At 43.5% G+C, this 23,475-nt stretch carries 19 protein-coding genes; 9 read left to right on the forward strand and 10 right to left on the reverse strand.

Annotated elements, in window-relative coordinates; all coding sequences use genetic code 11:
* Positions 1-147 precede the first annotated feature (147 nt).
* The 3 genes from htpG to hemH all read left to right on the forward strand — a co-directional run bounded on the left by htpG (position 148) and on the right by hemH (position 4,123).
* The gene (htpG, locus tag ONE56_RS03790; protein ID WP_331438577.1) at positions 148-2,052 is read left to right on the forward strand and encodes a molecular chaperone HtpG; all 1,905 of its coding nucleotides are present in this window, start codon (positions 148-150) and stop codon (positions 2,050-2,052) included.
* A gap of 314 nt (positions 2,053-2,366) precedes the next feature.
* Entirely contained in the window at positions 2,367-3,014 is a 648-nt protein-coding gene (adk, locus tag ONE56_RS03795; protein ID WP_331438576.1) for an adenylate kinase, read from the forward strand.
* 131 nt (positions 3,015-3,145) lie between these two features.
* A complete protein-coding gene (gene hemH, locus ONE56_RS03800; RefSeq protein ID WP_331438575.1) occupies positions 3,146-4,123 on the forward strand; it encodes a ferrochelatase in 978 nt (325 codons plus the stop codon).
* Between the two features lie 81 nt (positions 4,124-4,204).
* Here the strand turns inward: hemH and ONE56_RS03805 are convergent, their stop codons facing one another.
* Positions 4,205-5,599, reverse strand: coding sequence for a peptide MFS transporter (locus ONE56_RS03805; RefSeq protein WP_331438574.1), 1,395 nt, complete (start codon positions 5,597-5,599; stop codon positions 4,205-4,207).
* A 332-nt stretch (positions 5,600-5,931) separates the two neighbouring features.
* Here ONE56_RS03805 and rfaH point away from each other — a divergent pair, with 332 nt between their 5' ends.
* The gene (gene rfaH / locus ONE56_RS03810; RefSeq protein ID WP_331438573.1) at positions 5,932-6,432 is read left to right on the forward strand and encodes a transcription/translation regulatory transformer protein RfaH; all 501 of its coding nucleotides are present in this window, start codon (positions 5,932-5,934) and stop codon (positions 6,430-6,432) included.
* Between the two features lie 96 nt (positions 6,433-6,528).
* Here rfaH and asnB read toward each other — a convergent pair whose 3' ends face one another.
* The 4 genes from asnB to nagA all read right to left on the reverse strand — a co-directional run bounded on the left by asnB (position 6,529) and on the right by nagA (position 12,468).
* The gene (asnB, locus tag ONE56_RS03815; protein WP_041154267.1) at positions 6,529-8,193 is read right to left on the reverse strand and encodes an asparagine synthase B; all 1,665 of its coding nucleotides are present in this window, start codon (positions 8,191-8,193) and stop codon (positions 6,529-6,531) included.
* 227 nt (positions 8,194-8,420) lie between these two features.
* Positions 8,421-10,010, reverse strand: coding sequence for a cation:proton antiporter family protein (locus ONE56_RS03820; protein ID WP_041154266.1), 1,590 nt, complete (start codon positions 10,008-10,010; stop codon positions 8,421-8,423).
* A gap of 104 nt (positions 10,011-10,114) precedes the next feature.
* Positions 10,115-11,329, reverse strand: coding sequence for a DNA-binding transcriptional regulator NagC (nagC, locus tag ONE56_RS03825; RefSeq protein ID WP_331438571.1), 1,215 nt, complete (start codon positions 11,327-11,329; stop codon positions 10,115-10,117).
* Between the two features lie 2 nt (positions 11,330-11,331).
* Positions 11,332-12,468, reverse strand: a complete 1,137-nt coding sequence (gene nagA / locus ONE56_RS03830; protein ID WP_041154264.1) for an N-acetylglucosamine-6-phosphate deacetylase — start codon at positions 12,466-12,468, stop codon at positions 11,332-11,334.
* A 487-nt stretch (positions 12,469-12,955) separates the two neighbouring features.
* On the opposite strand from nagA, the gene nagE reads away from it, so the two are divergent.
* Positions 12,956-14,527: an N-acetylglucosamine-specific PTS transporter subunit IIBC gene (gene nagE / locus ONE56_RS03835; protein ID WP_331438570.1), complete on the forward strand. Its 1,572-nt coding sequence runs from the start codon at positions 12,956-12,958 to the stop codon at positions 14,525-14,527.
* 284 nt (positions 14,528-14,811) lie between these two features.
* On the forward strand, positions 14,812-16,482 hold the full coding sequence (gene glnS / locus ONE56_RS03840) for a glutamine--tRNA ligase (protein WP_041154262.1): 1,671 nt from the start codon (positions 14,812-14,814) through the stop codon (positions 16,480-16,482).
* A 276-nt stretch (positions 16,483-16,758) separates the two neighbouring features.
* Here the strand turns inward: glnS and fcrX are convergent, their stop codons facing one another.
* The 4 genes from fcrX to ONE56_RS03860 form a co-directional block, all read right to left on the reverse strand.
* Positions 16,759-17,208 carry a ferric iron uptake transcriptional regulator FcrX gene (fcrX, locus tag ONE56_RS03845; protein ID WP_041154261.1) on the reverse strand — a complete coding sequence of 150 codons (450 nt, stop codon included), beginning with the start codon at positions 17,206-17,208 and terminating at the stop codon, positions 16,759-16,761.
* A 215-nt stretch (positions 17,209-17,423) separates the two neighbouring features.
* A complete protein-coding gene (fldA, locus tag ONE56_RS03850) occupies positions 17,424-17,957 on the reverse strand; it encodes a flavodoxin FldA (protein ID WP_041154260.1) in 534 nt (177 codons plus the stop codon).
* Between the two features lie 48 nt (positions 17,958-18,005).
* Positions 18,006-18,227 carry a DUF2788 domain-containing protein gene (locus ONE56_RS03855; protein WP_331438569.1) on the reverse strand — a complete coding sequence of 74 codons (222 nt, stop codon included), beginning with the start codon at positions 18,225-18,227 and terminating at the stop codon, positions 18,006-18,008.
* 114 nt (positions 18,228-18,341) lie between these two features.
* The gene (locus ONE56_RS03860; protein WP_041154259.1) at positions 18,342-19,106 is read right to left on the reverse strand and encodes an alpha/beta fold hydrolase; all 765 of its coding nucleotides are present in this window, start codon (positions 19,104-19,106) and stop codon (positions 18,342-18,344) included.
* A gap of 92 nt (positions 19,107-19,198) precedes the next feature.
* On the opposite strand from ONE56_RS03860, the gene seqA reads away from it, so the two are divergent.
* Together seqA and pgm are read left to right on the forward strand one after the other, a co-directional pair.
* Positions 19,199-19,741, forward strand: coding sequence for a replication initiation negative regulator SeqA (gene seqA / locus ONE56_RS03865; RefSeq protein WP_423840248.1), 543 nt, complete (start codon positions 19,199-19,201; stop codon positions 19,739-19,741).
* Positions 19,742-19,832: 91 nt separating this feature from the next.
* Complete coding sequence (gene pgm, locus ONE56_RS03870) at positions 19,833-21,479, forward strand: phosphoglucomutase (alpha-D-glucose-1,6-bisphosphate-dependent) (protein WP_041154257.1); 1,647 nt, start codon at positions 19,833-19,835, stop codon at positions 21,477-21,479.
* 103 nt (positions 21,480-21,582) lie between these two features.
* Here pgm and ONE56_RS03875 read toward each other — a convergent pair whose 3' ends face one another.
* Entirely contained in the window at positions 21,583-22,338 is a 756-nt protein-coding gene (locus ONE56_RS03875; RefSeq protein ID WP_041154299.1) for a DUF1853 family protein, read from the reverse strand.
* Between the two features lie 276 nt (positions 22,339-22,614).
* On the opposite strand from ONE56_RS03875, the gene ONE56_RS03880 reads away from it, so the two are divergent.
* A complete protein-coding gene (locus ONE56_RS03880) occupies positions 22,615-23,373 on the forward strand; it encodes a Nif3-like dinuclear metal center hexameric protein (RefSeq protein WP_423840249.1) in 759 nt (252 codons plus the stop codon).
* Positions 23,374-23,475: the final 102 nt, after the last annotated feature.

The following is a 23,475-nucleotide window of genomic DNA, read 5'->3' on the forward strand; positions in this document are numbered from 1 at the left end:
AAAAACACTGTTTTTAGTAATGTTGACCTTGAATTTACAATTGTCAGCCTCATGTTACATGACATATTCGAAAGGCGATTTCAAAAGATAGAGTCGGGGACTTTGTCTGTTGAATGAGTTTGTTAGTTTAGATGTTATGGAGCGAACATGAGCGAAACCGTATCTCAAAATAAAGAAACGCGTGGTTTTCAATCAGAAGTTAAACAGTTACTTCATTTAATGATCCATTCTCTTTATTCCAACAAAGAGATCTTTTTGCGCGAGCTGATATCAAACGCATCAGATGCATCAGACAAATTGCGTTTTCAAGCGTTATCCAACCCTGACCTTTATGAAGGGAACGCTGACCTCGGTGTTAAGCTAGCCTTTGATGAGTCCGCAAATACCTTAACGATTTCTGATAATGGTATTGGTATGAGCCGTGCTGATGTCGTTGAGCATTTAGGTACGATCGCTAAATCAGGTACGGCGGAGTTTTTCTCGAAACTTTCAGAAGATCAGAGCAAAGATTCACAGCTCATCGGACAGTTTGGCGTTGGTTTTTATTCTGCGTTTATTGTCGCAGATGCGGTTACCGTTCGAACTCGCGCTGCAGGGCTACCATCTGAGGAAGCCGTGCAATGGCATTCAGCGGGTGAAGGCGAGTATACGATTGAAAACATCACCAAAGAGTCACGTGGTACCGATATCATTCTTCATATGCGCGAAGAGGGTAAAGAGTTCCTAAACGAATGGCGTCTGCGTGAGGTAATAAGTAAATATTCTGATCACATCGGTATTCCTGTCTCTATTCAGACGGCTGTGCGTGATGAAGAAGGCAAAGAAACAGGCGAGACTAAGTGGGAACAAATCAACAAAGCTCAGGCTCTGTGGACTCGTAACAAGTCTGATATCTCTGATGAGGAGTATCAAGAGTTCTACAAACATGTGTCTCATGACTTTAGTGAACCATTGGTGTGGAGCCACAACCGCGTTGAAGGTAAAAACGACTACACCAGTCTGCTTTACATCCCATCTAAAGCGCCATGGGATATGATGAATCGTGATCATAAGTCAGGTCTTAAGCTTTACGTTCAACGTGTATTCATCATGGATGATGCTGAACAGTTTATGCCATCGTACCTGCGTTTCGTTCGTGGTTTGATCGACTCTAACGATTTACCTTTAAACGTTTCTCGAGAAATTTTGCAAGACAATAAAGTCACTCAATCATTGCGTAACGCTTGTACGAAGCGTGTACTCACTATGCTTGAGCGCATGTCGAAAAATGACGAAGAAAAATACCAATCATTCTGGAAAGAATTTGGTTTGGTCTTGAAAGAAGGCCCGGCAGAAGACATGAGCAATAAGGAAAAAATTGCGAGCCTGCTACGTTTTGCGTCGACTGAGGTCGATTCTGCAGAACAAACCATTGGTCTACAGGCGTATGTCGAGCGTATGAAGGAAGGTCAGGATAAGATCTACTATCTAACAGCAGACAGCTACGCCGCTGCGAAAAACAGCCCTCATTTGGAGCAGTTCAAAGCGAAAGGTATCGAAGTTATCTTAATGTATGATCGCATCGATGAGTGGTTGATGAATTATCTAACTGAGTTCGATGGCAAGCAATTCCAGTCAATCACCAAAGCTGGCTTGGATTTGAGTAAGTTCGAGGACGAGGCGGACAAAGAGAAGCAGAAAGAAACCGAAGAAGAATTTAAGTCTGTTGTTGAACGTACAAAAGGTTACTTGGGAGATCGAGTAAAAGAAGTACGCACGACCTTTAAACTCGCGACGACACCAGCCGTCGTGGTGACGGATGATTTCGAAATGGGCACTCAGATGGCGAAATTACTTGAAGCCGCGGGTCAAGCGGTGCCAGAAGTGAAATACATCTTCGAAATTAACCCAAAACACGAACTGGTTAAACGCATGGCGGATGAAACCGATGAAGAAGCGTTTGGTCGTTGGGTTGAAGTACTTCTTGGTCAAGCGATGCTCGCGGAACGAGGCTCTATGGAAGATCCGTCTCAGTTCCTAGGGGCGATCAATAAGCTTTTGACTAAGGTTTAATCGTCGTTATCTATAAAAAGCTCGCAATCGCGAGCTTTTTGTTTGCTGAAGCAAAAAACTCAATATCAGTATTGAGTTAATGGTCAATAATTGCATTAAAATTCAGTTGTTAGCATTCTTTAGTCTTAATTCACTTTTTGCTCATATAACCTGTGATAGAATCTGCAACTTGAATGTCAGTCATAAGGCGTGTATTTTTGCCGCCTAAACGTTATACCGAAACTTATCGTTGTGAAAACTTCTGAGCAGATAACGCAAAGAAGGTGGCTATTGTGAGCTTCGGTATAAATCTTAAATAGTAAAGAGGATAAATCATGCGCATCATTCTTCTAGGTGCTCCAGGTGCAGGTAAAGGCACACAAGCAAACTTCATCATGGAAAAATACGGTATTCCACAAATCTCTACTGGTGATATGCTTCGTGCTGCTATCAAAGCAGGTACAGAGCTTGGTAAACAAGCAAAAGCTGTTATTGATGCTGGTCAGCTAGTTTCTGATGAGATCATTCTTGGCCTTATCAAAGAACGTATCGCTCAAGATGACTGTGCAAAAGGCTTCCTTCTAGATGGCTTCCCTCGCACTATCCCACAGGCTGATGGTCTAAAAGAGATGGGTGTTGATATCGATTACGTTATCGAATTCGACGTGGCAGATGATGTCATCGTTGATCGTATGGCAGGTCGTCGTGCTCACCTTCCTTCTGGTCGTACTTACCATGTTGTTTACAATCCACCTAAAGTAGAAGGTAAAGACGACATCACTGGCGAAGACTTAGTGGTTCGTGATGATGATAAAGAAGAGACTGTACGTGCTCGTCTAGGTGTTTACCATGATCAAACTGCACCACTTATTAACTACTATGGTAAAGAAGCTGAAGCGGGTAATACCAAGTACCTGAAATTCGACGGTACTAAACAAGTTGCTGAAGTTAGTGCTGATATCGAGAAGGCATTAGCACAATAGACAATACCTATTATCAAGGTTTTTAATAATTTTGTTATAGTTAAGCGGCCGTAAGGTCGCTTTTTTTATACATTTTTCGTCGAACACATACGTCAAGAAACTAAAAACTATGAGTTAAAAATAGGGGCACTATGCAAAAAATAAAAAAACAAGGTGTGCTACTGGTGAACTTAGGGACACCCGATGAACCAACGGCGCCCGCGGTAAAGCGCTTTCTTAGCCAGTTCCTTCATGATCAGCGTGTTGTTGATATGACGCGCTGGTTGTGGTGCCCGATTCTACACGGCGTTATTTTACCGATACGGTCGCCAAAGGTTGCAAAACTCTATCAGTCCGTGTGGATGGAGGAAGGATCGCCTTTGATGGTGTACTCAAAACGTCAAGTTAATAAGCTAGCTCAGAAGATTAACTTGCCTGTTGAGCTTGGTATGACTTATGGGAATCCAAGTCTTCAATCGGGAGTTGAAGCGCTTCAGAACCAAGGTGTTGAAGACATTATTGTGCTTCCTCTATACCCACAGTATTCCGGAACCACAACCGCGGCAGTTTTTGATGGCCTCGCTAAAGCATTTAAAACGCTTCCGGTCATACCCGGGATAAGTGTTGTTCGGGACTATTATAATCATCCAATGTTCATCGAAGCGCTTGCTCAGTCTGTTAAACGTCACTGGGAAGAGCACGGCAAAGGGGAATACCTATTATGTTCTTATCATGGTATTCCGCAGCGCTATGCGGATAACGGGGATATCTACCCGCAGCATTGTGAAGAAACGACACGTTTATTAGGCCAAGCACTTGGTTTAAGTGAAGATCAGATTGGCATGACTTATCAGTCCCGTTTTGGTAGAGAGGAGTGGCTTCAACCTTATACAGATAAAACGGTCGAGGCATTGCCAAGTAAAGGTGTGAAGAAAATCGACGTGATGACGCCAGCTTTCTCTGTCGACTGTTTGGAAACGTTAGAAGAGATATCGGGCGAAAACAAAGAGATATTTTTACAGTCGGGAGGTGAGCAATTTCACTATATCCCATGTTTGAACGACGATGACTTACACATAGAAATGATGGCGGAACTGGTTCGTAGCAAACAACATAATTTACCGGCCTGATAGCCAGCCCCTCTTGATTATTGGTAATAAAAAAAGGGTCGCACTCAGCGACCCTTTTGTTGTTGTATAGTCATGATTTTGTTATGCAGGTTGAACTTGTTGTTCTGCTGTTTCTGCCACAGGCTCGGCTACCGCGCCACTTTCTGCACCGTGCATCCAACGAACAAGCGTGCCAGAGAATAGCAGTAGAATTGCACCACTAACGGTAGCGGTGACTGCAATACCGCCAAAGATCGCCATTGCACCAAGTTCACCAACATGCGAGCCAATATAACCAGCAACATAGTTTGCGATAGCGTTACAACCAAACCATGCGCCCATCATTAGTGAAGCAAGGCGTAACGGTGCGAGTTTTGTTACCAAAGAAAGGCCAATTGGTGACAAACATAGTTCGCCTAAAGTATGGAAGAAGAAGGCGCCCACTAACCACATCATTGAGGTTTTAACCGCCGTATCGCCACCTTGTTCAACCACAGCACCAACCATGCATAAGAAGCCGATTGCCAAGAAGAACAACGCCAAAGCGAACTTAACGGGCGAGTTAGGCTCACGTTTGCCCATCTTGACCCAGAATGCAGCTAAGACAGGCGCTAGCGTGATAATGAAGAACGGGTTCAGAGATTGGAACCAAGCTGCTGGCACTTCAAAACTGCCTATCATACGGTCTGTGTATTCTTGGGTGTAAATGTTCATCAAGCCACCTGCTTGCTCAAAACCTGCCCAGAATACGATAGTAAATAGACCCATGACCAAGATCACTTTAAGACGATCCACTTCTTCTTTGGTTAATGGTTGCTTTTTATCTGTTTTGCCGTTTGCCAGTGCGCGTTTCGCTGCTGGCTCTCGGCCAATGTCACCAAGCCAAGATTGAGCAAGAAAGGCTTGCATCACTAAGCTAATAACCATACCTGTCCCGGCAGCGACAAAGCCAGCTTTCCAACCAAATGAGTTGGTGACTGAGCCAGAAATAACGCCTGCAAGCAAAGCACCAATGTTGATGCCCATGTAAAAGATAGTGAAAGCACCGTCGCGGCGATTATCACCTTCTTTATAAAGGTCACCCACCATTGTTGAGATGTTTGGCTTGAACAGGCCATTACCCGCAATCAGCAAACCTAGACCTAGATAGAAAGAGTGCATTGCGCCTATACCTAGTGCATCGGCTGGTAGAGCCAATGTAAATTGACCGATCGCCATTAAGGCGCCACCAAGCAGAATGGAACGGCGCTGCCCCAAATAGTTATCTGCTAGATATCCACCAATAAGCGGTGTGATGTACACAAGGCCGGTATAGATACCATAAAGATCCAACGCGTCTTTGGTCGACCAGCCAAGGCCGCCATTCATTGTTTGATCTGTGAGGTAAAGTACCAAAATGGCACGCATTGCATAGTAAGAGAATCGCTCCCAAAGTTCTGTGCCGAACAGTAAGAACAAGCCACGTGGGTGGCCAAAATATTGATGTTGGTTTGACATAAGCTAGTCTTATCATAGTTATTACATTTTTTTGAGACTTACCTATACATTGCAATTTAATGACTGACAAATGATAAAATTTTATAATATTGGTTTTTTAATCGATTAAATAACTGATATACGGTGTTTTTGTGGTTGAATGAATGGTTTTATTAATGTTTTGCAAACTAATTTTTCATTTTTACCTGTAGACGAGTGCGAGTGACATTTTAATAGAAAGAATGTTTACTTGGCTGTTTTGTAAGCACTTTTTACATGTTTGGTAAATGTTTATGACGCAACACGAGTGAAATGCTAGGATGCAAACAAAATCATAAGTGGTTAGAAATAGAATGAAACGTTGGTATCTACTTTATTGTAAGCGTGGCGAGCAGGTTAGAGCGAAACAGCATCTGGAAAACCAAGGTGTCGAATGCTTTTATCCAACGATAGAGGTTGAAAAAATCTTGCGTGGTAAGAGGCAAAAAGTCGAAGAACCGCTATTCCCGTCTTACGTATTTGCTCACTTTGACTATGAAAAAGGTCCTAACTTTACTAGCGTTCGCTCAACTCGTGGAGTCGTTGATTTCGTTCGATTCGGTGCTCAGCCGAAAGAAATATCCACAGAATTGATTGACGAGCTGTCCAAACTGGAAATGTGTTGTAGCGACGACCATTCATCTGAACGATTGCCTAAACCCGGTGATGAAATTCGAGTTAAGAGTGGGCAGTTTGCTGGTATTGATGCGATCTTCCAAGAACAAGATGGAGAAAAGCGTTCGATAATGCTGGTGCAGATGATAACAAAGCGTGTCCCAGTGAGTATTGACAACAGTGACTTAGACCTGAATTAGTTTAGGTTTACATGCAGAGTAAAAAGGGCTGGTTGATACCAGCCCTTTTTGATTTATTGCCCGAGCTAACAATACGTTAGCTGGCGCTGTGAGCGATCAGTAAGCGTCGTTGTGAACGGTTTGTACTGCTCGGCCTGAAGGGTCAACACAGTTTTTGAATGACTCGTCCCATTCAATTGCTTTTGCAGAAGAGCACGCCACCGATGGGCCACCCGGTACACATTCTGCTGCAGATGGTAGTGGGAACAGCTCCTCAAAAATCTCACGGTACACATACCCTTCTTTTGTGGTTGGTGTATTGTAAGGGAAGCGGAATTGAGCCGTTTCCATCTGTTGATCGGTTACTTTTTCTTCCGCTACGGCTTTTAGTGTATCAATCCAGCTGTAGCCAACGCCGTCAGAGAACTGCTCTTTTTGACGCCATGCGATAGATTCAGGTAAGTAGTGTTCAAAACACTCGCGCAGAATGTGTTTTTCCATTTTGCCGTTGCCACACATTTTGTCGGCTGGGTTGAGGCGCATCGCAACGTCGATGAACTCTTTGTCTAGGAAAGGAACACGACCTTCAACACCCCATGCCGCCAGCGATTTGTTGGCACGTGCACAGTCAAACATGTTCAGAGCTAGAAGCTTACGAACGGTTTCTTCATGGAACTCTTGTGCGTTCGGTGCTTTGTGGAAATATAAGTACCCACCGAAGATTTCATCTGCACCTTCACCTGAAAGCACCATCTTGATACCCATCGCTTTGATTTTACGTCCCATTAAGAACATAGGCGTCGACGCGCGGATTGTGGTTACGTCATAGGTTTCGATGTGGTAAATCACATCACGAATGGCGTCGAGACCTTCTTGAATCGTATAAGTCATCTCGTGGTGAACGGTACCGATTTGATCAGCAACTTCACGTGCCGCTTTTAGATCTGGAGCGCCTTCAAGACCGACAGCAAAAGAGTGTAACTGTGGCCACCAAGCCGCGGATTTCTCATCATCTTCAATACGCATTGCCGCAAAACGTTTTGCTACTGCTGACGTAATGGAGGAATCCAGACCACCCGAGAGCAACACACCGTAAGGCACGTCTGTCATCAGCTGACGTTTTACAGCAGCTTCAAGCGCTTCAGTCAGCTCTTCTTTGCTGGTTGTGTTGCCTTGTACGGCTGCGTATTCGTTCCAGTCACGAACGTAATAACGTTGGGGCTCTGAGTCTTTCGAACTGTAGTAACTACCAGGAGGAAATTCACTAATAGTTTTACATACAGGGACAAGCGCTTTCATTTCAGAAGCCACGTAGTAGTTACCATGCTCATCGTAACCTTGGTAAAGCGGAATAATCCCAATGTGATCACGGCCAACTAAATACTCGTCTTTTTCTTCATCGTATAAAACGAATGCGAAAATACCGTTTAGTTCTTCAAGAAGGTCAGCGCCCATTTCTTGGTAGAGAGCTAGAATAACTTCGCAATCTGAATCCGTTTGGAACTCATATTTTCCTTCATAGCGGGCGCGGATTTCTTTGTGGTTGTAGATCTCGCCGTTTACCGCAAGGATAAGTTTTTTGTCTGGGCTGTATAGTGGCTGAGCTCCGCTATTGAGACCGACGATAGCCAAGCGCTCATGAGCTAAGATTGCGCGCTCTGATGAGTAGATACCTGACCAGTCAGGGCCACGGTGCCGAAGTTTTTTCGACATTTCCAATGCGATAGGGCGCAGGGCCGCTGCATCACTTTTTATGTCTAAAATGCCAAATACTGAACACATACAACATCCTTTTTAAACTAAACAATTTCTAATCGGTATAGCTCCAATTTGCCACTATGAATAAAAAAAGCAACGCTTTGTGATTAAAAAAATGATAAAAACCCTTTGAAGGTAAATAATATTTAAATAAGGAGTTGTTTTGGTGAATAAGATCAAGGTTTGGTGCAAAAAATATACAAAAAAGCCTTCCTTTAATGGGAAGGCTTAAAAATGAACGAATCAAAAATTTATTTCATTGGCGTAAATTTCAGCTCTAATTGTTGGCATACATGCCGTGCGAAGCCGCTACCCGCCTCATTGTAGATGTTAAACGCGGCATTCACTCCGTTATCTAATAGACCTTCAAGTTGGTCCGGATACTCTGCAATCGCAGCAATTTGCCCTTGATAGTTTCGTCGCTGAAGTTGTTCCAATGCGGTTTGATTCCCTTGATGATGAGGCATCGCTAACAATACTAACTTTACGTTCGCAGTGTCGAGTATACGCTCCCAGAAGTCCGGGTCAGTGGCATCGCCGGCAATCACATTTCTACCCTCTGTGCGGTGTTGATGTGCTGCGTCTTCGCGAATTTCAACACCAAGCGATATCTTTCCGTAGCGAGCACGTAGTTCATCATACGCACCGGTGCCAATTCTCCCCATACCAAGAATGAGTACTTGAGCATGCCCAGGGTTAATGAGTTGATCGCGCTGATTTAGCTTTTCGGCTGCGGTCTCTTGCAGCCATTTACCCGAATGTTGATAAATTTTATGACTTAAGCGGTTTAACGGCGCAGAAATAATAAATGACAGCGATACCGCCACTGCAATTGCCGCCAACATATCACTCGGCATCCAGCCCATTTTGTACGCGAGGCCGCCAACGATAAGACCGAATTCACTAAAGTTAAATAGTGACAACGAGGCCAGTAAAGAAGTACGAACGCGAAACTTGAAGTGATTTATCGTCAAAAAGTACAGCAACCCTTTTACTGGCAGTAGTAAAATAAACAAGAGTGCTAATCCAATACCGGTAAAGCTCAAAGAGGCCGATAAGCCAATATTGAGGAAAAAGCACACTAAAAAGAGTTCTTTCATATTAAACAAAGATTTGGACAGCTCCGAAGCTTTGCTATGCCCAGCGAGTAACATACCTAAAATCAACGCACCGAGGTCAGGCTTCATTCCGACGAATTCAAATAAGCCAGCTCCAACCACAAGCGCAAAGAAGATGCCAAACAGTACAAGCATTTCACCGTGACCAACTTTGTCCAATAACTTGTAAAACACAGGACGTAAGAAAGGCAGGGTAAACAGACCAATCGCATACCATTCGGGGATTTTGCCAGTAGAGACAGAGAGGAAGATGACCGCAAAGATATCCTGCATCACCAAGATACCTATCGCGAGCGTACCGTAAGTGGCGCTCATTTCCCCTTTTTCTTGCAGTGTTTTGACTGCAAATACGGTACTAGAGAAGGACAGAGCAAATGCAAGAAGAAGAATTTGTCCACTGTCCATACTGGCTAAAGACGTTAGACCCAAAAGCTTTAATCCGCCAAGAGCGACGGCAAAGAATGCAGTGGAGAGCAGGTTATGCGCAGTTGCACCTCCCCAGATCTCTTTTGATAGTAACGTTTTTACATCGAGTTTAAGACCGATGGTAAATAACAACAGGGTCACACCGAGATCGGCAAGTGTGATAATCACATCATTACTTTGGTAACCGAATGCATGCAAGCCAAACCCCGCAAGCAAAAAGCCAACTAAAGGTGGAAGACTGCACTTAAGCGCGATGAATCCTGCTAAAAAAGCAGTTGAAATTAAGATGATTTCCATACGGTATGAGAGTTTCCTGATATGCAAAACGGGCTGTGTAAACACAGCCCGAAAGTGTAACTCATTTTATTACTGATACCTAAATAAGGTTCAGGGTTAAAGCTTTAGTCTTCAAGCAATTTTTGTAACAAAACACCGTTTAACATCGCGCGCTTGATCATGGCAAATGCGCCCATTGTCGGCTGCTTGTCTATTTCCGAAGCGATAATAGGGAGTTCATTATGGAATGTTTTTAGAGACTGGTTTTCGACATTGCGCTTAATCGCTGGGAATACGATATCTTGTGCGGCTGTAATATCACCCGCAATGACAATTTTTTGTGGATTAAATAGGTTAATTGTAATTGCGATTGCCTTACCTAACTGATTGCCAACACGCACTAAGCTCTGCTTTGCCAGTTCATCACCACTCATTGCGTGAGTGCATATATCTTCAATCGTTATGTTTTCAACATCCGTTAGGCTAGATTCATAACCTTGAGCAATCAGTTGTTTTACGCGTTTTATGATTGCGGGGTTTGCTGCAACGGTTTCTAAACAACCGAAGTTGCCACATTGACATTGTTCACCCAATGGATCAATTTGGATATGACCAATTTCACCAACATTACGGTTAAAACCAAGAAAGACCTGACCATTTACAATGATACCCGCTCCCGTTCCACGATGGACACTGACTAAGATGGAGTCCTGACAATCCTGACTTGCACCGAAGTAATGTTCCGCTAACGCCATACCACGCACATCGTTACCAACAAAACAAGCGGTATGAAATTTTTCACTGATGATTTCACCGAGAGCCAGGTTATCGATATCGGTATTTGGCATGTATTCAACAACACCAGTGGTGGGGTTAACCAAGCCGGGTAGGGTAATACCAATAGCGATCAACTGATCAATTTTGTCTTGGTTCTGATTGACAAAGTCTTTAAGTAATTCAATCAGTCCAGCAATTAAGTCTTTTTGATTACGATAATGCAGCTCATGCTGGTTTTCGGCAAGTGCGTTACCGCCCAAATCGTATAGACAGAATTGAACGTAGTCACGTCCTAACCTAACCGCTATAGAGTGGAAGGGCTTTACTTCAGTGGTCAACGAAATCGCTCGTCGACCACCCGTAGAAGCTTGTTGCGCTACCTCTTTAATAAGGCCGCGCTCTAGGAGTTGGCGGGTTATTTTGGTAACACTCGCGGGGGCGAGCTGGCTAACATCCGCTACCTGAATACGGGAGATAGGCCCTTGCTGGTCGATCAACCTGTATACGGCTGCGCTGTTAAGCTGTTTTACTAAATCTACATTACCAATCTGTCCGCCATTCATGCTTAATTTTGCTCGTATTGTCCGTTAACAACCGTCGCTTTTACATTGAAGTCACGATCGAAAATAGTTAGGTTCGCCACCATTCCTTTTCGAATTCGGCCAAGACGCTCTTCCACACCGATAGCGGTTGCTGGATATAGCGTAGCCATACGTAAAGCTTCTTCTAAAGCGATACCTGCGTGCTCAACTGAATTCTGAACTGCTTCTATCATCGTTAAAGCTGAGCCGCCTAATGTGCCATTTTCATCAACACACTTACCATCACGGTAATATACTTTCTTGCCGACAAAAATAAAGTGATCAATGTTAGCACCTGCTGGAGCTGTGGCATCCGTCACCAAAACAAGCTTCTCGCCTTTAATTTTATGGGCAATTCGTATGTTCGCGTAATCGACGTGAAACCCATCGGCGATGATACCGGTATAAACATCAGGAGTATCGTAGATTGCGCCAACCACGCCAGGCTCTCGTCCTACCATTGGTGTCATGGCGTTAAACAGGTGAGTTGCAAAGGTAATGCCTGCTTCGAAACCTTTACGCGCTTCTGCGTAGGTGGCATTGGTATGGCCAATCGAGACCACAACGCCTGCTGATTTTAAACGAGAAATATGTTCAGGATCATTAAGTTCAGGAGCTAACGTAACTTTTGCTATGATATCTGTGTTGGCACAGATTAGGTCTATCATTTCGTCATCTGAAGGTCGGATAAAATCGACACTGTGGATGCCTTTTTTCGCAACATTGAGATAAGGACCTTCAAGGTGTAGACCAAGTGATTGGTTTTTATACTTATTGTGATATTGTCTTGCGGCCTCTATAGCGGCTTTCATATCTTGATCGGATGAAGTGATCAACGTTGGTAGGAAACTAGTACATCCAGATTTAAGGTTGGCTTCATGCATAATCTGTATTGTTTCTGGCGTAATATCATCATTCAACATGACACCACCACAACCATTAAGTTGAAGATCGATAAACCCAGGACTTAAATTTGCACCGTTGAGGTCTTTTATTTCAATGCCGCTTGGCAGTTGATCAGCAGGAACAATGGATTGAATTAAGTCGTTTTCGATGATAACCGCATGATCGGTAAGAACATCACTACCGGTATAAATTTTACAGTTACTTAGCGCGTACATAGTCAGCCAGTCCTTATAGATGAGAATTCATTCTGTCTGTAATGTTATCGAAGTGGTGGTACTCTTGAACTTCGGTTACTTAGTTTGCAACACTCAATTAGATAACGAATTACACACAGCAAGCCGCGTTTTACTAGTGGCGTATGTTTCAACTCAATGAAAAATAGAAATATTGTTCATTAATTGGTGTTTTTTCTCAGCGAATAGACATTTTATTATCCGCAAATTTACCAACATAACACCGATTCTATCTTGTAAATAGTGAGAGAATCATAACTTTAAAACGCCATTTTTTCGTATGATAAAATAAGTTTTATGATCTCGCTAGCAAAAACCCTCGCTAAGGGGGAAATCTGGTGACTAGGATCACAAACAATTAGCTTTTAATTTGCGGGGCAAAATATATTCCATAAACTAATTATGACTAAATTGAACGACTAAAATAAGTCATTCACTACGACATCTAATCCTATAGGGGGAACTTAAGGTGAATATTCTCGGATACGCGCAGAAGTTAGGTAAAGCATTGATGCTTCCTATCGCGACTTTGCCAATCGCAGGTTTGTTGTTGCGATTAGGACAACCAGATGTCTTTGACATCGCGTTTATGGCACAAGCTGGTAACTCAATCTTTTCAAATCTTCCATTATTGTTTGGCCTAGGTATTGCTATTGGCTTGTCGAAAGACGGTCAAGGTGCTGCTGGTCTTGCAGGTGCAGTTGCTTACTTTGTTTTAACTGCTACCGCATCAACCATTGATTCAACAGTTAATATGTCGTTCTTCGGTGGTATTATTGCTGGTATCATCGCCGGCCATTCTTACAACGCTTTCCATGCGACACGTCTTCCAGAATGGTTGGCGTTCTTCTCTGGTAAACGTCTAGTACCGATTATGGCTGGTCTGTTTGCATTGGTGGCGGGCGCGATTGGCGGTCTCGTATGGCCAACCATTCAGGGTGGCTTAGACGCTTTAGCTCACGGTATCTCTACCTCTGGTGCCATCGGTCAATTCCTCTATGGTACATTAAACCGTGCCCTTATCCCTGTAGGTCTACACCACGTACTTAACTCTTTCTTCTGGTTTGGTATGGGTTCTTGTCAAGAAGTTCTTGTTACTGGCGCAAATGCCGCTGGCCAAGCTCTTCCTACACTACAACAGCTTTGTGTTGACCCTGCTCTAGCAAAAACTCTGACTGTTGGTCACGTACATACGTTTGAGTTTGCAAATTCTGTTACGCCTGAAATCACAGCGACAGTTAAAGAAGTGACTGAAACCGTTAAATCTGGCGACCTACACCGTTTCTTCGGTGGTGACAAATCTGCTGGTGTCTTCATGAACGGCTTCTTCCCTGTGATGATGTTCGGTCTGCCTGGCGCGGCTCTAGCTATGTACCTTGCTGCTCCTGCGGAAAAACGTAGCCAAGTAGGTGGTGCACTATTCTCAGTTGCATTCTGTTCATTCCTAACTGGTATCACAGAGCCTTTAGAGTTCATGTTTGTCTTCTTAGCGCCGGCACTATACGCAATTCACGCGGTATTTACTGGCCTATCACTGGTTGTTGCAAACATGCTAGGTACCCTACATGGTTTCACCTTCTCTGCAGGTCTGATTGACTACTTGTTGAACTACGGTCTGGCGACGAAACCACTGCTACTTGGTGCCGTTGGTCTTGGCTTTGGTGCGCTATACTTCTTCACGTTCACCTTTGCGATTCGTACATTCAACCTTAAATCACCTGGCCGTGAAGATGACGATTCTGCCTCTTCAGCTCCTGCAACTGAGGCAAAAGGTGGTGACTTAGCTCGTCAATATCTAAAAGCGCTAGGTGGTCACGACAACCTGACTTCAATTGATGCATGTATCACTCGTTTACGCCTAAGCCTGAAAGATCGTTCTGTTGCGGACGAAGAGGTGTTGAAGAAGCTTGGTGCTAAAGGTGTTGTGAAGCTTGGTGAGAACAACCTTCAAGTTATCCTCGGTCCTCTAGCAGAAATCGTTGCTGGCGAAATGAAAGCCATCGGTGCAAGCGAAGACCTATCGGACGTAAAACTTCCGTAGTGGAATAGAGAACACTTATGTTTTAGGCCTCCTGATACGGAGGCCTTTTTTGTTTTTACGGTTCTTCATTCATTGCCGCTGTTTTCTTATCCTATTTTTGAGTAATCACTTGCGTAATTTGATGACATTTAGATAAAACTCAATAAATAATCCCGTTTTAACGTGAGTTCTTGTTGTTTATTGGCTCAGAATTGTGGATCATTAAGGGCATTAGGCTCTGTAACACCAAGTTGGGTGACAGAGTTTCATTTTCTCTGACAATACTAATTTTTGAGGTGCTATAGATGAGTGAAGCTGATGCTCGTCCATCAAACTTTATTCGCCAGATCATTGATAAAGATCTCGCGGATGGCAAACACACTAGCGTGCATACTCGATTTCCGCCGGAGCCGAATGGTTACCTGCATATCGGCCATGCTAAGTCTATCTGTTTGAACTTCGGTATTGCTCAGGACTACCAGGGTCAATGTAACTTACGTTTTGACGATACAAACCCAGAAAAAGAAGACGTCGAATACGTTGAGTCTATCAAGAAAGATGTAAACTGGTTGGGCTTTGAGTGGAGTGGTGACGTGTGCTACTCATCAAACTACTTTGATAAGCTTTACGAATATGCAATTGAATTGATTAATAAAGGACTAGCGTACGTCGATGAGTTAAGTCCTGATCAGATTCGTGAGTATCGCGGTACGTTAAAGGCTCCTGGTAAGCCGAGTCCATACCGTGATCGTTCTGTGGAAGAAAACCTCGCGTTATTTGAAAAAATGCGTGCTGGTGAATTTGAAGAAGGTAAGGCCTGTCTTCGTGCCAAGATCGATATGGGTTCGTCATTCATGGTGATGCGCGACCCGGTTCTTTATCGTGTACGTTTTGCTACTCACCACCAGACTGGTGACAAGTGGTGCATCTACCCGATGTACGACTTTACTCACTGCATTTCTGATGCGATTGAAGGGATTACTCACTCAATTTGTACTCTTGAGTTTATGGATAACAGACGTTTGTACGATTGGGTTCTGGATAACATCACCATTGATGCGCGACCTCATCAGTATGAATTCAGCCGTCTAAACCTTGAATATACAGTCATGTCGAAACGCAAGTTGAGTCAGCTTGTCACTGAGAAGTTGGTAAGCGGGTGGGACGATCCTCGTATGCCAACGGTATCAGGCTTACGTCGACGTGGATTTACTCCAGCATCTATTCGTGAATTCTGTAAGCGTATTGGGGTTACGAAACAAGAAAATATGATCGAGTTTAGTTCGTTAGAGTCTTGTATTCGTGACGACCTAAATGAAAATGCACCGCGTGCAATGGCTGTTCTCGATCCCGTCAAAGTGGTGATTGAAAACTTTGACGAAGGTGTCGTGGAAAACTTAACCATTGCAAACCATCCAAACAAGCCCGAAATGGGCACACGTGACGTACCATTTACGCGTGAAGTATGGATTGAGCGTGAAGATTTTCGTGAAGAAGCAAACAAGAAGTACAAGCGTTTAGTTCTAGGTAAAGAAGTCCGATTACGTGGTGCTTATGTAATAAAAGCTGAACGTATTGAGAAAGACGCAGAAGGTAATATCACAACGATTTTCTGTACTTATGACTCGGAAACCTTGGGTAAAAATCCGACTGACGGTCGTAAAGTAAAAGGCGTAATTCACTGGGTATCTGCGGATAAAGCCTTACCAGCAGAAATTCGTCTGTACGATCGTTTGTTCACTGTACCAAATCCAGCAGCAGCAGAAAATTTCGCGGCGACTATTAACCCAGAATCACTGGTGGTGATTAACGGCTTTGTCGAACCAAGCTTAGCCTCTGCTGAAGCGGAAAAAGGTTATCAGTTTGAGCGTACTGGCTATTTCTGTTTGGATTCGAAAGATTCGACGACTGATAAGCTAGTGTTCAACAGAACAGTAGGCTTACGTGACACTTGGGCAAAGATTGAAGCTCAGTAATCGTAATGAAAATAAAAATGCCAGTCATCGACTGGCATTTTTTATATCTATCGTGTAGTTGTAATACCGATTCAAATAAGCTTTTTATAACCGAAAAGACAATATAGCTAGGGAGCATTTTAACCAGTTAGAATGTCCCGTTATTTACGATGATTGGTATAAACATCAGCATGTGTAAATCTGTCAGATTGGACGCAAGTGGATCTACTAATAGATGGGCATGTGAGGTATTTAACCGATAAAATAAAAGCGCTCTTTGAGCGCTTTATAAATTCGTTATTTCTTAGGTTTGTGTGCGTTCGGGTCGTTTTTACAACTGCCGTCACAGCATTTTCCGTACAGGTAAAGACTGTGGTTTGTTAGCGAAACATTGTATTTTGCTGCAATCTCACGCTGACGTTCTTCGATGACTTCATCCGAAAATTCGATAACTTCGCCACAGTCCAGACACACTAGGTGGTCGTGGTGATGCTGGGTCGACAATTCGAACACAGATTTACCACCTTCAAAGTGGTGACGAGTGACAATACCTGCATCGTCAAACTGGTTTAGTACTCGGTAAACGGTAGCAAGACCGATCTCTTCACCTAGATCAATCAACTTTTTGTACAAATCTTCAGCACTGATGTGCTGGCAGTCTGGCTGCTGAAGTACTTCTAGAATTTTTAGCCTTGGAAGGGTAACTTTTAAACCCGCATCCTTCAGCGCCTGATTATTATCTGACATATACTTTCCCGTTGGATCATCTGCAGAGATTTAACAGAATTCAATAACGATACATTATAGGCGATGCGTCAAAAACATTAAACCACGAACTTCAAAGGGTTAATAAATTCTTACGTCAAATTTGAAATGGGTTACTTATATTCGGTGCTTGCTTTTTTGTTTGATATAAAAAGACCTCCATAATGGAGGCCTTGATCATCTTAATAAAAAGCGATTTAGTCTTCTAATTCAGCTAGGCACATTTCTTCGTAAATTTGCTTAACCCAATTTTCTACACGCTCATCTGTCAGTTCTGGCTGACGATCTTCATCGATACACAGACCAATAAATTGGCTATCATCACCTTCAACAAGGGCTTTAGATGCTTCAAACTCGTAGCCTTCTGTTGATGTATGTCCAAGGATAGTGCCACCTTTAGCTTCCACAATGTCACGAACAGTGCCCATTGCGTCACAGAAATACTCTGCGTAGTCTTCTTGGTCACCGCAGCCAAAGATCGCAACGAGCTTGGTCGAGAAATCAATCTGTTCTAGTTCCGGGAAAAAATCATCCCAATCACATTGTGATTCGCCGTAGTACCAAGTCGGGATACCGAGAAGCAGAAGATCAAAGTTATCAATGTCTTCTTTGCTGCTTTTGGCGATGTCTTGAACGTGAACTAGGTGCTTACCTAGCTGCTTTTGAATCATCTTTGCAACGGCTTCAGTATTACCTGTGTCGCTACCGAAGAAGATACCTACACTTGCCATAGAGTCTATACCTTTACATTGTGTGTTGTTGGCGATGGTACTGAGGGTTTAACCTAACCCTGAGCCTTCCCAAGTGAGCTGAATAATACCTTTGGCAATAAAGCCTGCACAGCCCAAGAAGAGAACTAACCATACAATTCGACGACCAAAAGCTGGGACATTGCCTTGATTGAGCACGTCTTTTATTGCCATCCCAATGAAAAAAAAGATAGCAGCAAAAAGCAAATCGAGTCCAATTGACTCAAGCATGTCCATGTAGTCGTATAGCATTTTAGTCCGTCATGCCGAAAATTATTTGGCGCACTATACCACTGTTAAACGGTAAAGTTAATGCACGATGATAGGGGTTATTTCAATAATCGATGCTTGCTAACGAATTCTTTATCAAGAAATGTGTTTTCGTATCACGCGCAATACTTCGAGCGGTTTTTCCGCATGTAGCCAATGACCCGTATTGGCGATAATATGGGCTTTGGTATTGTTAAACTGCATTTGTACCGATTGCTGGTGCTCTGGTAATAGGTAGTCAGAATCGCCACCTTTTACGAACAGTGTTGGGACATCTGTTGGTGTAATTTGTTGCCAACCCATAATGTCGGCATAGTGTTTGAAAAGACTGGTAACGTTAAAACGCCAGTCCATCTTGTCTCCGTTTTTGAATAAAGATTTAGATAAGAATTGTCGTACACCATCTATTTCGATGTGCTGTTCAAGAATGCTCATAGCTTGCTGACGGGAAGTCGGCGAGTTTTCGAGAACAGCCTGCAATCCTTTGAAAACATTTTCGTGACGATTAACGGTATACGCCACAGGCGCGATGTCGAGTACGACCAGTTGCGTGACCAGCGTTGGGGCAATATCGACAAGTTTCATCGCGACTTTGCCACCCATTGAATGGCCAATGATAATAGCGGGGTCTAGATTTAAATGGCGGAGTAACTTTGCAACATCTTGTGCCATATCAGCGTAATTGTGCGTATCTGAATGAAACGAAAGTCCGTGATTTCTGAGGTCGATACTGATGACGGTATGATCAGTGGCAAGATCACGAGCTAATAGCCCTAGATTGCCTAAACTGCCAAACAATCCGTGGATCAAAACAACCGGTTGGCCTTGGCCTTCGAGCTTATAGTTGAGTAATGCTGACATTTTATCTTATTCGTGATGGGTTTAACGTGGAGTATCCGCTAGGATCTCGTTATAATCCCCCAGAGTTTATACATTGAGAATGTGAAAAGCGAATGAAAACAATTGAGGTTGATGAGGATCTGTACCGTTATATTGCCGGCCAAACTAAGCATATCGGTGAAAGCGCCTCGGACATTTTGCGACGCCTTCTAAACCTTGATGGTCAGTTGCAGGAAGCGAACACTAAACCTGTAATGGAGAAGCCGCAAGGGATTGTCGTAAGTAAAGATGCCGGAAAAGCTGAGTCTTTAGATACAGTAAAAGAGATGCGCTCTCTGCTAATTTCTGATGAGTTTGCTGATCTGAAAAAAGCGATTGATCGCTTTATGTTGGTTTTATCGACATTATATAAACTAGACTCAGAAGGTTTTGCACAAGCGACAAATGTGAAAGGTCGTAAGCGTGTTTATTTTGCTGACAATGAAGAAACCCTGTTGGCAAACGGTAATACAACAAAGCCAAAAGCAATTCCAGATACACCGTTTTGGGTTATCACCAATAACAACACCAGTCGCAAAAGGCAAATGGTTGAACAAGTGATGTCTCATATGGGATTCCAGCCCGATTTAATTGAGAAAGTGACAGGTTCAATTTAAGAAATCTGATAGAAGCCTCATAATGTACATCTTTTCGTGGATATTATGAGGCTTTTTTCGTTGTATTATTTAAAAGATAAAGGATGTCAACATGGCTATGCACCCTCGTGCTGGGCAAAAAGCGCAACAGGAAGATCTTCATAATATCCCTGCGCTCGTTGCTAATTACTTTTTACTCCAACCTGAACCTGCGAATCCGGAACATAAAGTACTGTTCGGTACTTCTGGACATCGTGGTACCGCGGATAAGCAAACGTTTAATGAAAATCACATTCTAGCGATCGCACAAGCGGTAGCAGAGGTTCGTGCTAAACAAGGTACAACAGGTCCGCTATTCGTTGGTAAAGATACCCATGCGTTGTCTGAACCGGCTTTCTCAACAGTGGTCGAAGTGCTCATCGCCAATGGCGTTAACGTTGTGGTACAACAAGACAATGGCTACACACCGACACCTGGTATTTCTCATGCTATCCTGACTTACAACGTTAAACATGACGATAAAGCGGATGGCATTGTCATTACACCTTCTCACAACCCACCACAAGATGGTGGTATCAAATACAATCCTACTCACGGCGGGCCTGCGGAAGCTGAGTTAACGCAAGCAATTGAAGATCGTGCGAACGAGTTAATTGCAATGAACTTAGAAGGAGTGCAGCGTTTACCGCTTGCTGAAGCAAAAGCCTCTGACTTGTTTGTTGAAGTTGATTTAGTGAAACCGTATATCGATGATCTCGTTAACGTTATCGATATGGAAGCGATTCAAAAAGCCAATCTTAAAATTGGCGTGGATCCTCTCGGTGGCAGTGGTATTGATTATTGGCGTCAAATCGGAAAAGCGTATGACCTTGACCTGACGCTTGTCAGTGAAGCCATTGATCCTTCGTTCCAATTTATGTCGTTAGACAAAGATGGTGTTGTCCGTATGGATTGTTCATCTCCATATGCAATGGCGGGTCTTCTTGCTCTTAAAGACGAATACGACCTCGCATTTGGTAACGACCCTGATTACGACCGCCATGGTATTGTGACGCCAAAAGGTTTAATGAATCCTAACCATTTCTTAGCTGTCTGTATTGATTACCTTTACCGTCATCGTGATGCATGGGGTAAAGATGTAGCAGTAGGTAAGACGCTCGTATCGAGTGCGCTGATTGACCGTGTGGTGGCAGACCTGGGGCGCGAGTTATGCGAAGTGCCAGTGGGTTTCAAGTGGTTTGTTGATGGCTTGTACACTGGCAAATTTGGCTTTGGAGGTGAAGAGAGTGCTGGTGCCTCATTCCTTCGCAAAGACGGTACGCCATGGTCGACAGACAAAGACGGTATTCTTCTTTGTTTACTGGCTGCTGAAATAACGGCAGTGACTGGTAAGAATCCTCAAGAGTACTACGAAGAGCTGGCGGCTAAGCACGGTGAATCTAAATACAACCGTATTCAAGCCGTTGCGAACGGTCCACAGAAAGAAGTGTTGAAGAAGCTTTCTCCAGAAATGGTGTCAGCAGAAACGCTAGCTGGCGATGCTATTACGGCTCGTTTGACGCATGCGCCTGGTAATGGTGCTGCGATTGGTGGTTTAAAAGTCACGACTGAAAATGGTTGGTTTGCTGCGCGCCCATCGGGCACAGAAGATATCTACAAAATCTACTGTGAAAGCTTTAAAGGTGAAGAACACCTAAAACAAATTGAAAGTGAAGCTCAAGATATTGTAAATCAAGTATTTGCTGCAGCTGGTTTGTAAAAGTAACCTCACGTAGTAACAACTTATTAAAAGGGTTGATGTGAAAGCATCAACCCTTTTGTATTTTAACCGTCCTGATCAGCTTAGTTTCCTGATCATGAATCTAGTTTCCTGGCCATGAGTCAGGCACGACGAACCAGAATTGACCGTCCTTCGTTTGGGCATGTATAAATCGATCTGAAGGTTTTTCAATTGGTTGAGAGAAATCATCTGTACCAATCGCCCAGCATGGTTTATGTAAGTGGTAAAGTGGCTGGCCGATTAAATCCCATTGGCTTTTGTAGCACCAAAATCCAGTTATTTGATTTGGATTTAGCTCAAAACCCAGACACTCAGTAGGTGTTGTCTCTGTGCTGAAAGGATTGATATAAAGCCGTCCTTGCATCAGGAGCCGCTCTTCTGGCGGAGTGTCCAATGGTACGATTTGCTGCAATTCAGGTCGTTTGCTCATTTTTAATTGGTGCGTTAGCATTCGATCCAGTTTTTTGTGTAACTGGTCGTGTGCATTCGGGCCGTACCATATCCCCTTGTGTAACAGATAAAACTTGATCGCGACTTCCCAGTGCTCGACTTGGTTGGATTCGGTATTCTTGAGCAGTAAGTCAATGGCTCCAATGGTTTGGCCATTGTCATCATTTAATTGAATTTCGTCTGCAATGATTTGATACCGTTGAGAGTTCTCAAGTAAGGTGGTGCATAAATGCTGATAAAGAAAGCCAAGTCGTGGATTACCCTTATATTCCTCTGACTCGTTTAAAGATGCTGCCGAGACATCCTCGAGTGTTGCAAACGGTGGTTGCAGATAAAACAGGGGAGGCGAGTTGGCGATCCATTGATAGAAACGTTGCAGTTGATTCAAAGCCATTCCTTAACCATAAGAGAAGTTAAAGCACCATTGTATACCCAAATAGCCTCAAGATGTTTTGCACAGTGAATGCAAATATTTGATGATGTCTAAGCAAAGTCACAAGCGAATGGTGCTGACTCTGGCATCTCTATCTAAGTTCGATATACACTTTAAGACTTCAAGATGCAGGATGCAAAGTGTTGGGCTGTCTATGTTCTCAGTGATTCATACCGAGCGAAGCATCTCAAGTTTATTGTCGTATACATGCGCCAGAAATTGGAACGAATTATGAACAACTTAAAGCTAGAACAGATTCTTAACGAAAAACTGTCACCACAGTTAATTAAAGACTATGCGCCAAATGGGCTGCAAGTCGAAGGAAAATCGGTAGTAAACCGCATTGTTACGGGAGTTACGGCGTCTCAAGCCTTAATAGATAAAGCTGTGGAACTTAATGCTGACGCATTGCTTGTTCATCATGGTTACTTTTGGAAGGGAGAACCAGAGCCCATTCGTGGTATGAAAGGGAAACGGATCCGTAGTTTGATTAAAAACGACATCAATTTATACGGTTATCATCTACCACTCGATATCCATCCTGATCTGGGTAATAACGCTGAACTGGCCCGCTTGCTTGAGATCGAAGTGGAAGGGGGCTTGGAAGGGCACCCACAATCCGTTGCTATGTTTGGACGACTGAAGAAACCAGTGACAGGTGCGGAGTTTGCGAACAAGATCTATCAAGTGTTGAACCGAGCACCGCTACATATCGCGCCAGAAAACGCAGACAAAATGATCGAAACCGTCGGATGGTGTACTGGTGGCGGACAAGACTTCATTGAGCTTGCGGTTCAGCATGGATTGGATGCGTTTATATCAGGGGAAATTTCTGAGCGTACCACTTACACAGCGCGCGAAATGGACATCCATTATTTTGCCGCTGGGCATCATGCAACGGAGCGATATGGGATTAAGGCTCTGGGGAAATGGCTTGCAGATGAATATGGCTTATTGGTTGAGTTTATTGATATCGATAATCCGGTTTAATCCAGGTATCTAAAGCGTATAATTCGACGGGGTTAACACTTTGTAAATTCGAAGCTGAGTTCGTTCTGTCAGCTCCCATGGTTGGAGAAGCGGTAAAAGAGG

Source organism: Vibrio mytili (assembly GCF_049563345.1).
GTDB classification, from domain to species: Bacteria; Pseudomonadota; Gammaproteobacteria; order Enterobacterales; family Vibrionaceae; genus Vibrio; species Vibrio mytili.

Bases quoted from the DNA above. Each gene is read 5' to 3' on its own strand.
- asnB (WP_041154267.1), bottom strand. From the start codon at position 8,193: ATGTGTTCAGTATTTGGCATTTTAGACATAAAAAGTGATGCAGCGGCC.
- adk (WP_331438576.1), top strand. From the start codon at position 2,367: ATGCGCATCATTCTTCTAGGTGCTCCAGGTGCAGGTAAAGGCACACAA.
- nagC (WP_331438571.1), bottom strand. From the start codon at position 11,329: ATGAATGGCGGACAGATTGGTAATGTAGATTTAGTAAAACAGCTTAAC.
- ONE56_RS03860 (WP_041154259.1), bottom strand. From the start codon at position 19,106: ATGTCAGCATTACTCAACTATAAGCTCGAAGGCCAAGGCCAACCGGTT.
- ONE56_RS03855 (WP_331438569.1), bottom strand. From the start codon at position 18,227: ATGCTATACGACTACATGGACATGCTTGAGTCAATTGGACTCGATTTG.
- rfaH (WP_331438573.1), top strand. From the start codon at position 5,932: ATGAAACGTTGGTATCTACTTTATTGTAAGCGTGGCGAGCAGGTTAGA.
- hemH (WP_331438575.1), top strand. From the start codon at position 3,146: ATGCAAAAAATAAAAAAACAAGGTGTGCTACTGGTGAACTTAGGGACA.
- seqA (WP_423840248.1), top strand. From the start codon at position 19,199: ATGAAAACAATTGAGGTTGATGAGGATCTGTACCGTTATATTGCCGGC.
- htpG (WP_331438577.1), top strand. From the start codon at position 148: ATGAGCGAAACCGTATCTCAAAATAAAGAAACGCGTGGTTTTCAATCA.
- glnS (WP_041154262.1), top strand. From the start codon at position 14,812: ATGAGTGAAGCTGATGCTCGTCCATCAAACTTTATTCGCCAGATCATT.
- ONE56_RS03805 (WP_331438574.1), bottom strand. From the start codon at position 5,599: ATGTCAAACCAACATCAATATTTTGGCCACCCACGTGGCTTGTTCTTA.
- fcrX (WP_041154261.1), bottom strand. From the start codon at position 17,208: ATGTCAGATAATAATCAGGCGCTGAAGGATGCGGGTTTAAAAGTTACC.
- ONE56_RS03820 (WP_041154266.1), bottom strand. From the start codon at position 10,010: ATGGAAATCATCTTAATTTCAACTGCTTTTTTAGCAGGATTCATCGCG.
- ONE56_RS03880 (WP_423840249.1), top strand. From the start codon at position 22,615: ATGAACAACTTAAAGCTAGAACAGATTCTTAACGAAAAACTGTCACCA.
- pgm (WP_041154257.1), top strand. From the start codon at position 19,833: ATGGCTATGCACCCTCGTGCTGGGCAAAAAGCGCAACAGGAAGATCTT.
- nagA (WP_041154264.1), bottom strand. From the start codon at position 12,468: ATGTACGCGCTAAGTAACTGTAAAATTTATACCGGTAGTGATGTTCTT.
- fldA (WP_041154260.1), bottom strand. From the start codon at position 17,957: ATGGCAAGTGTAGGTATCTTCTTCGGTAGCGACACAGGTAATACTGAA.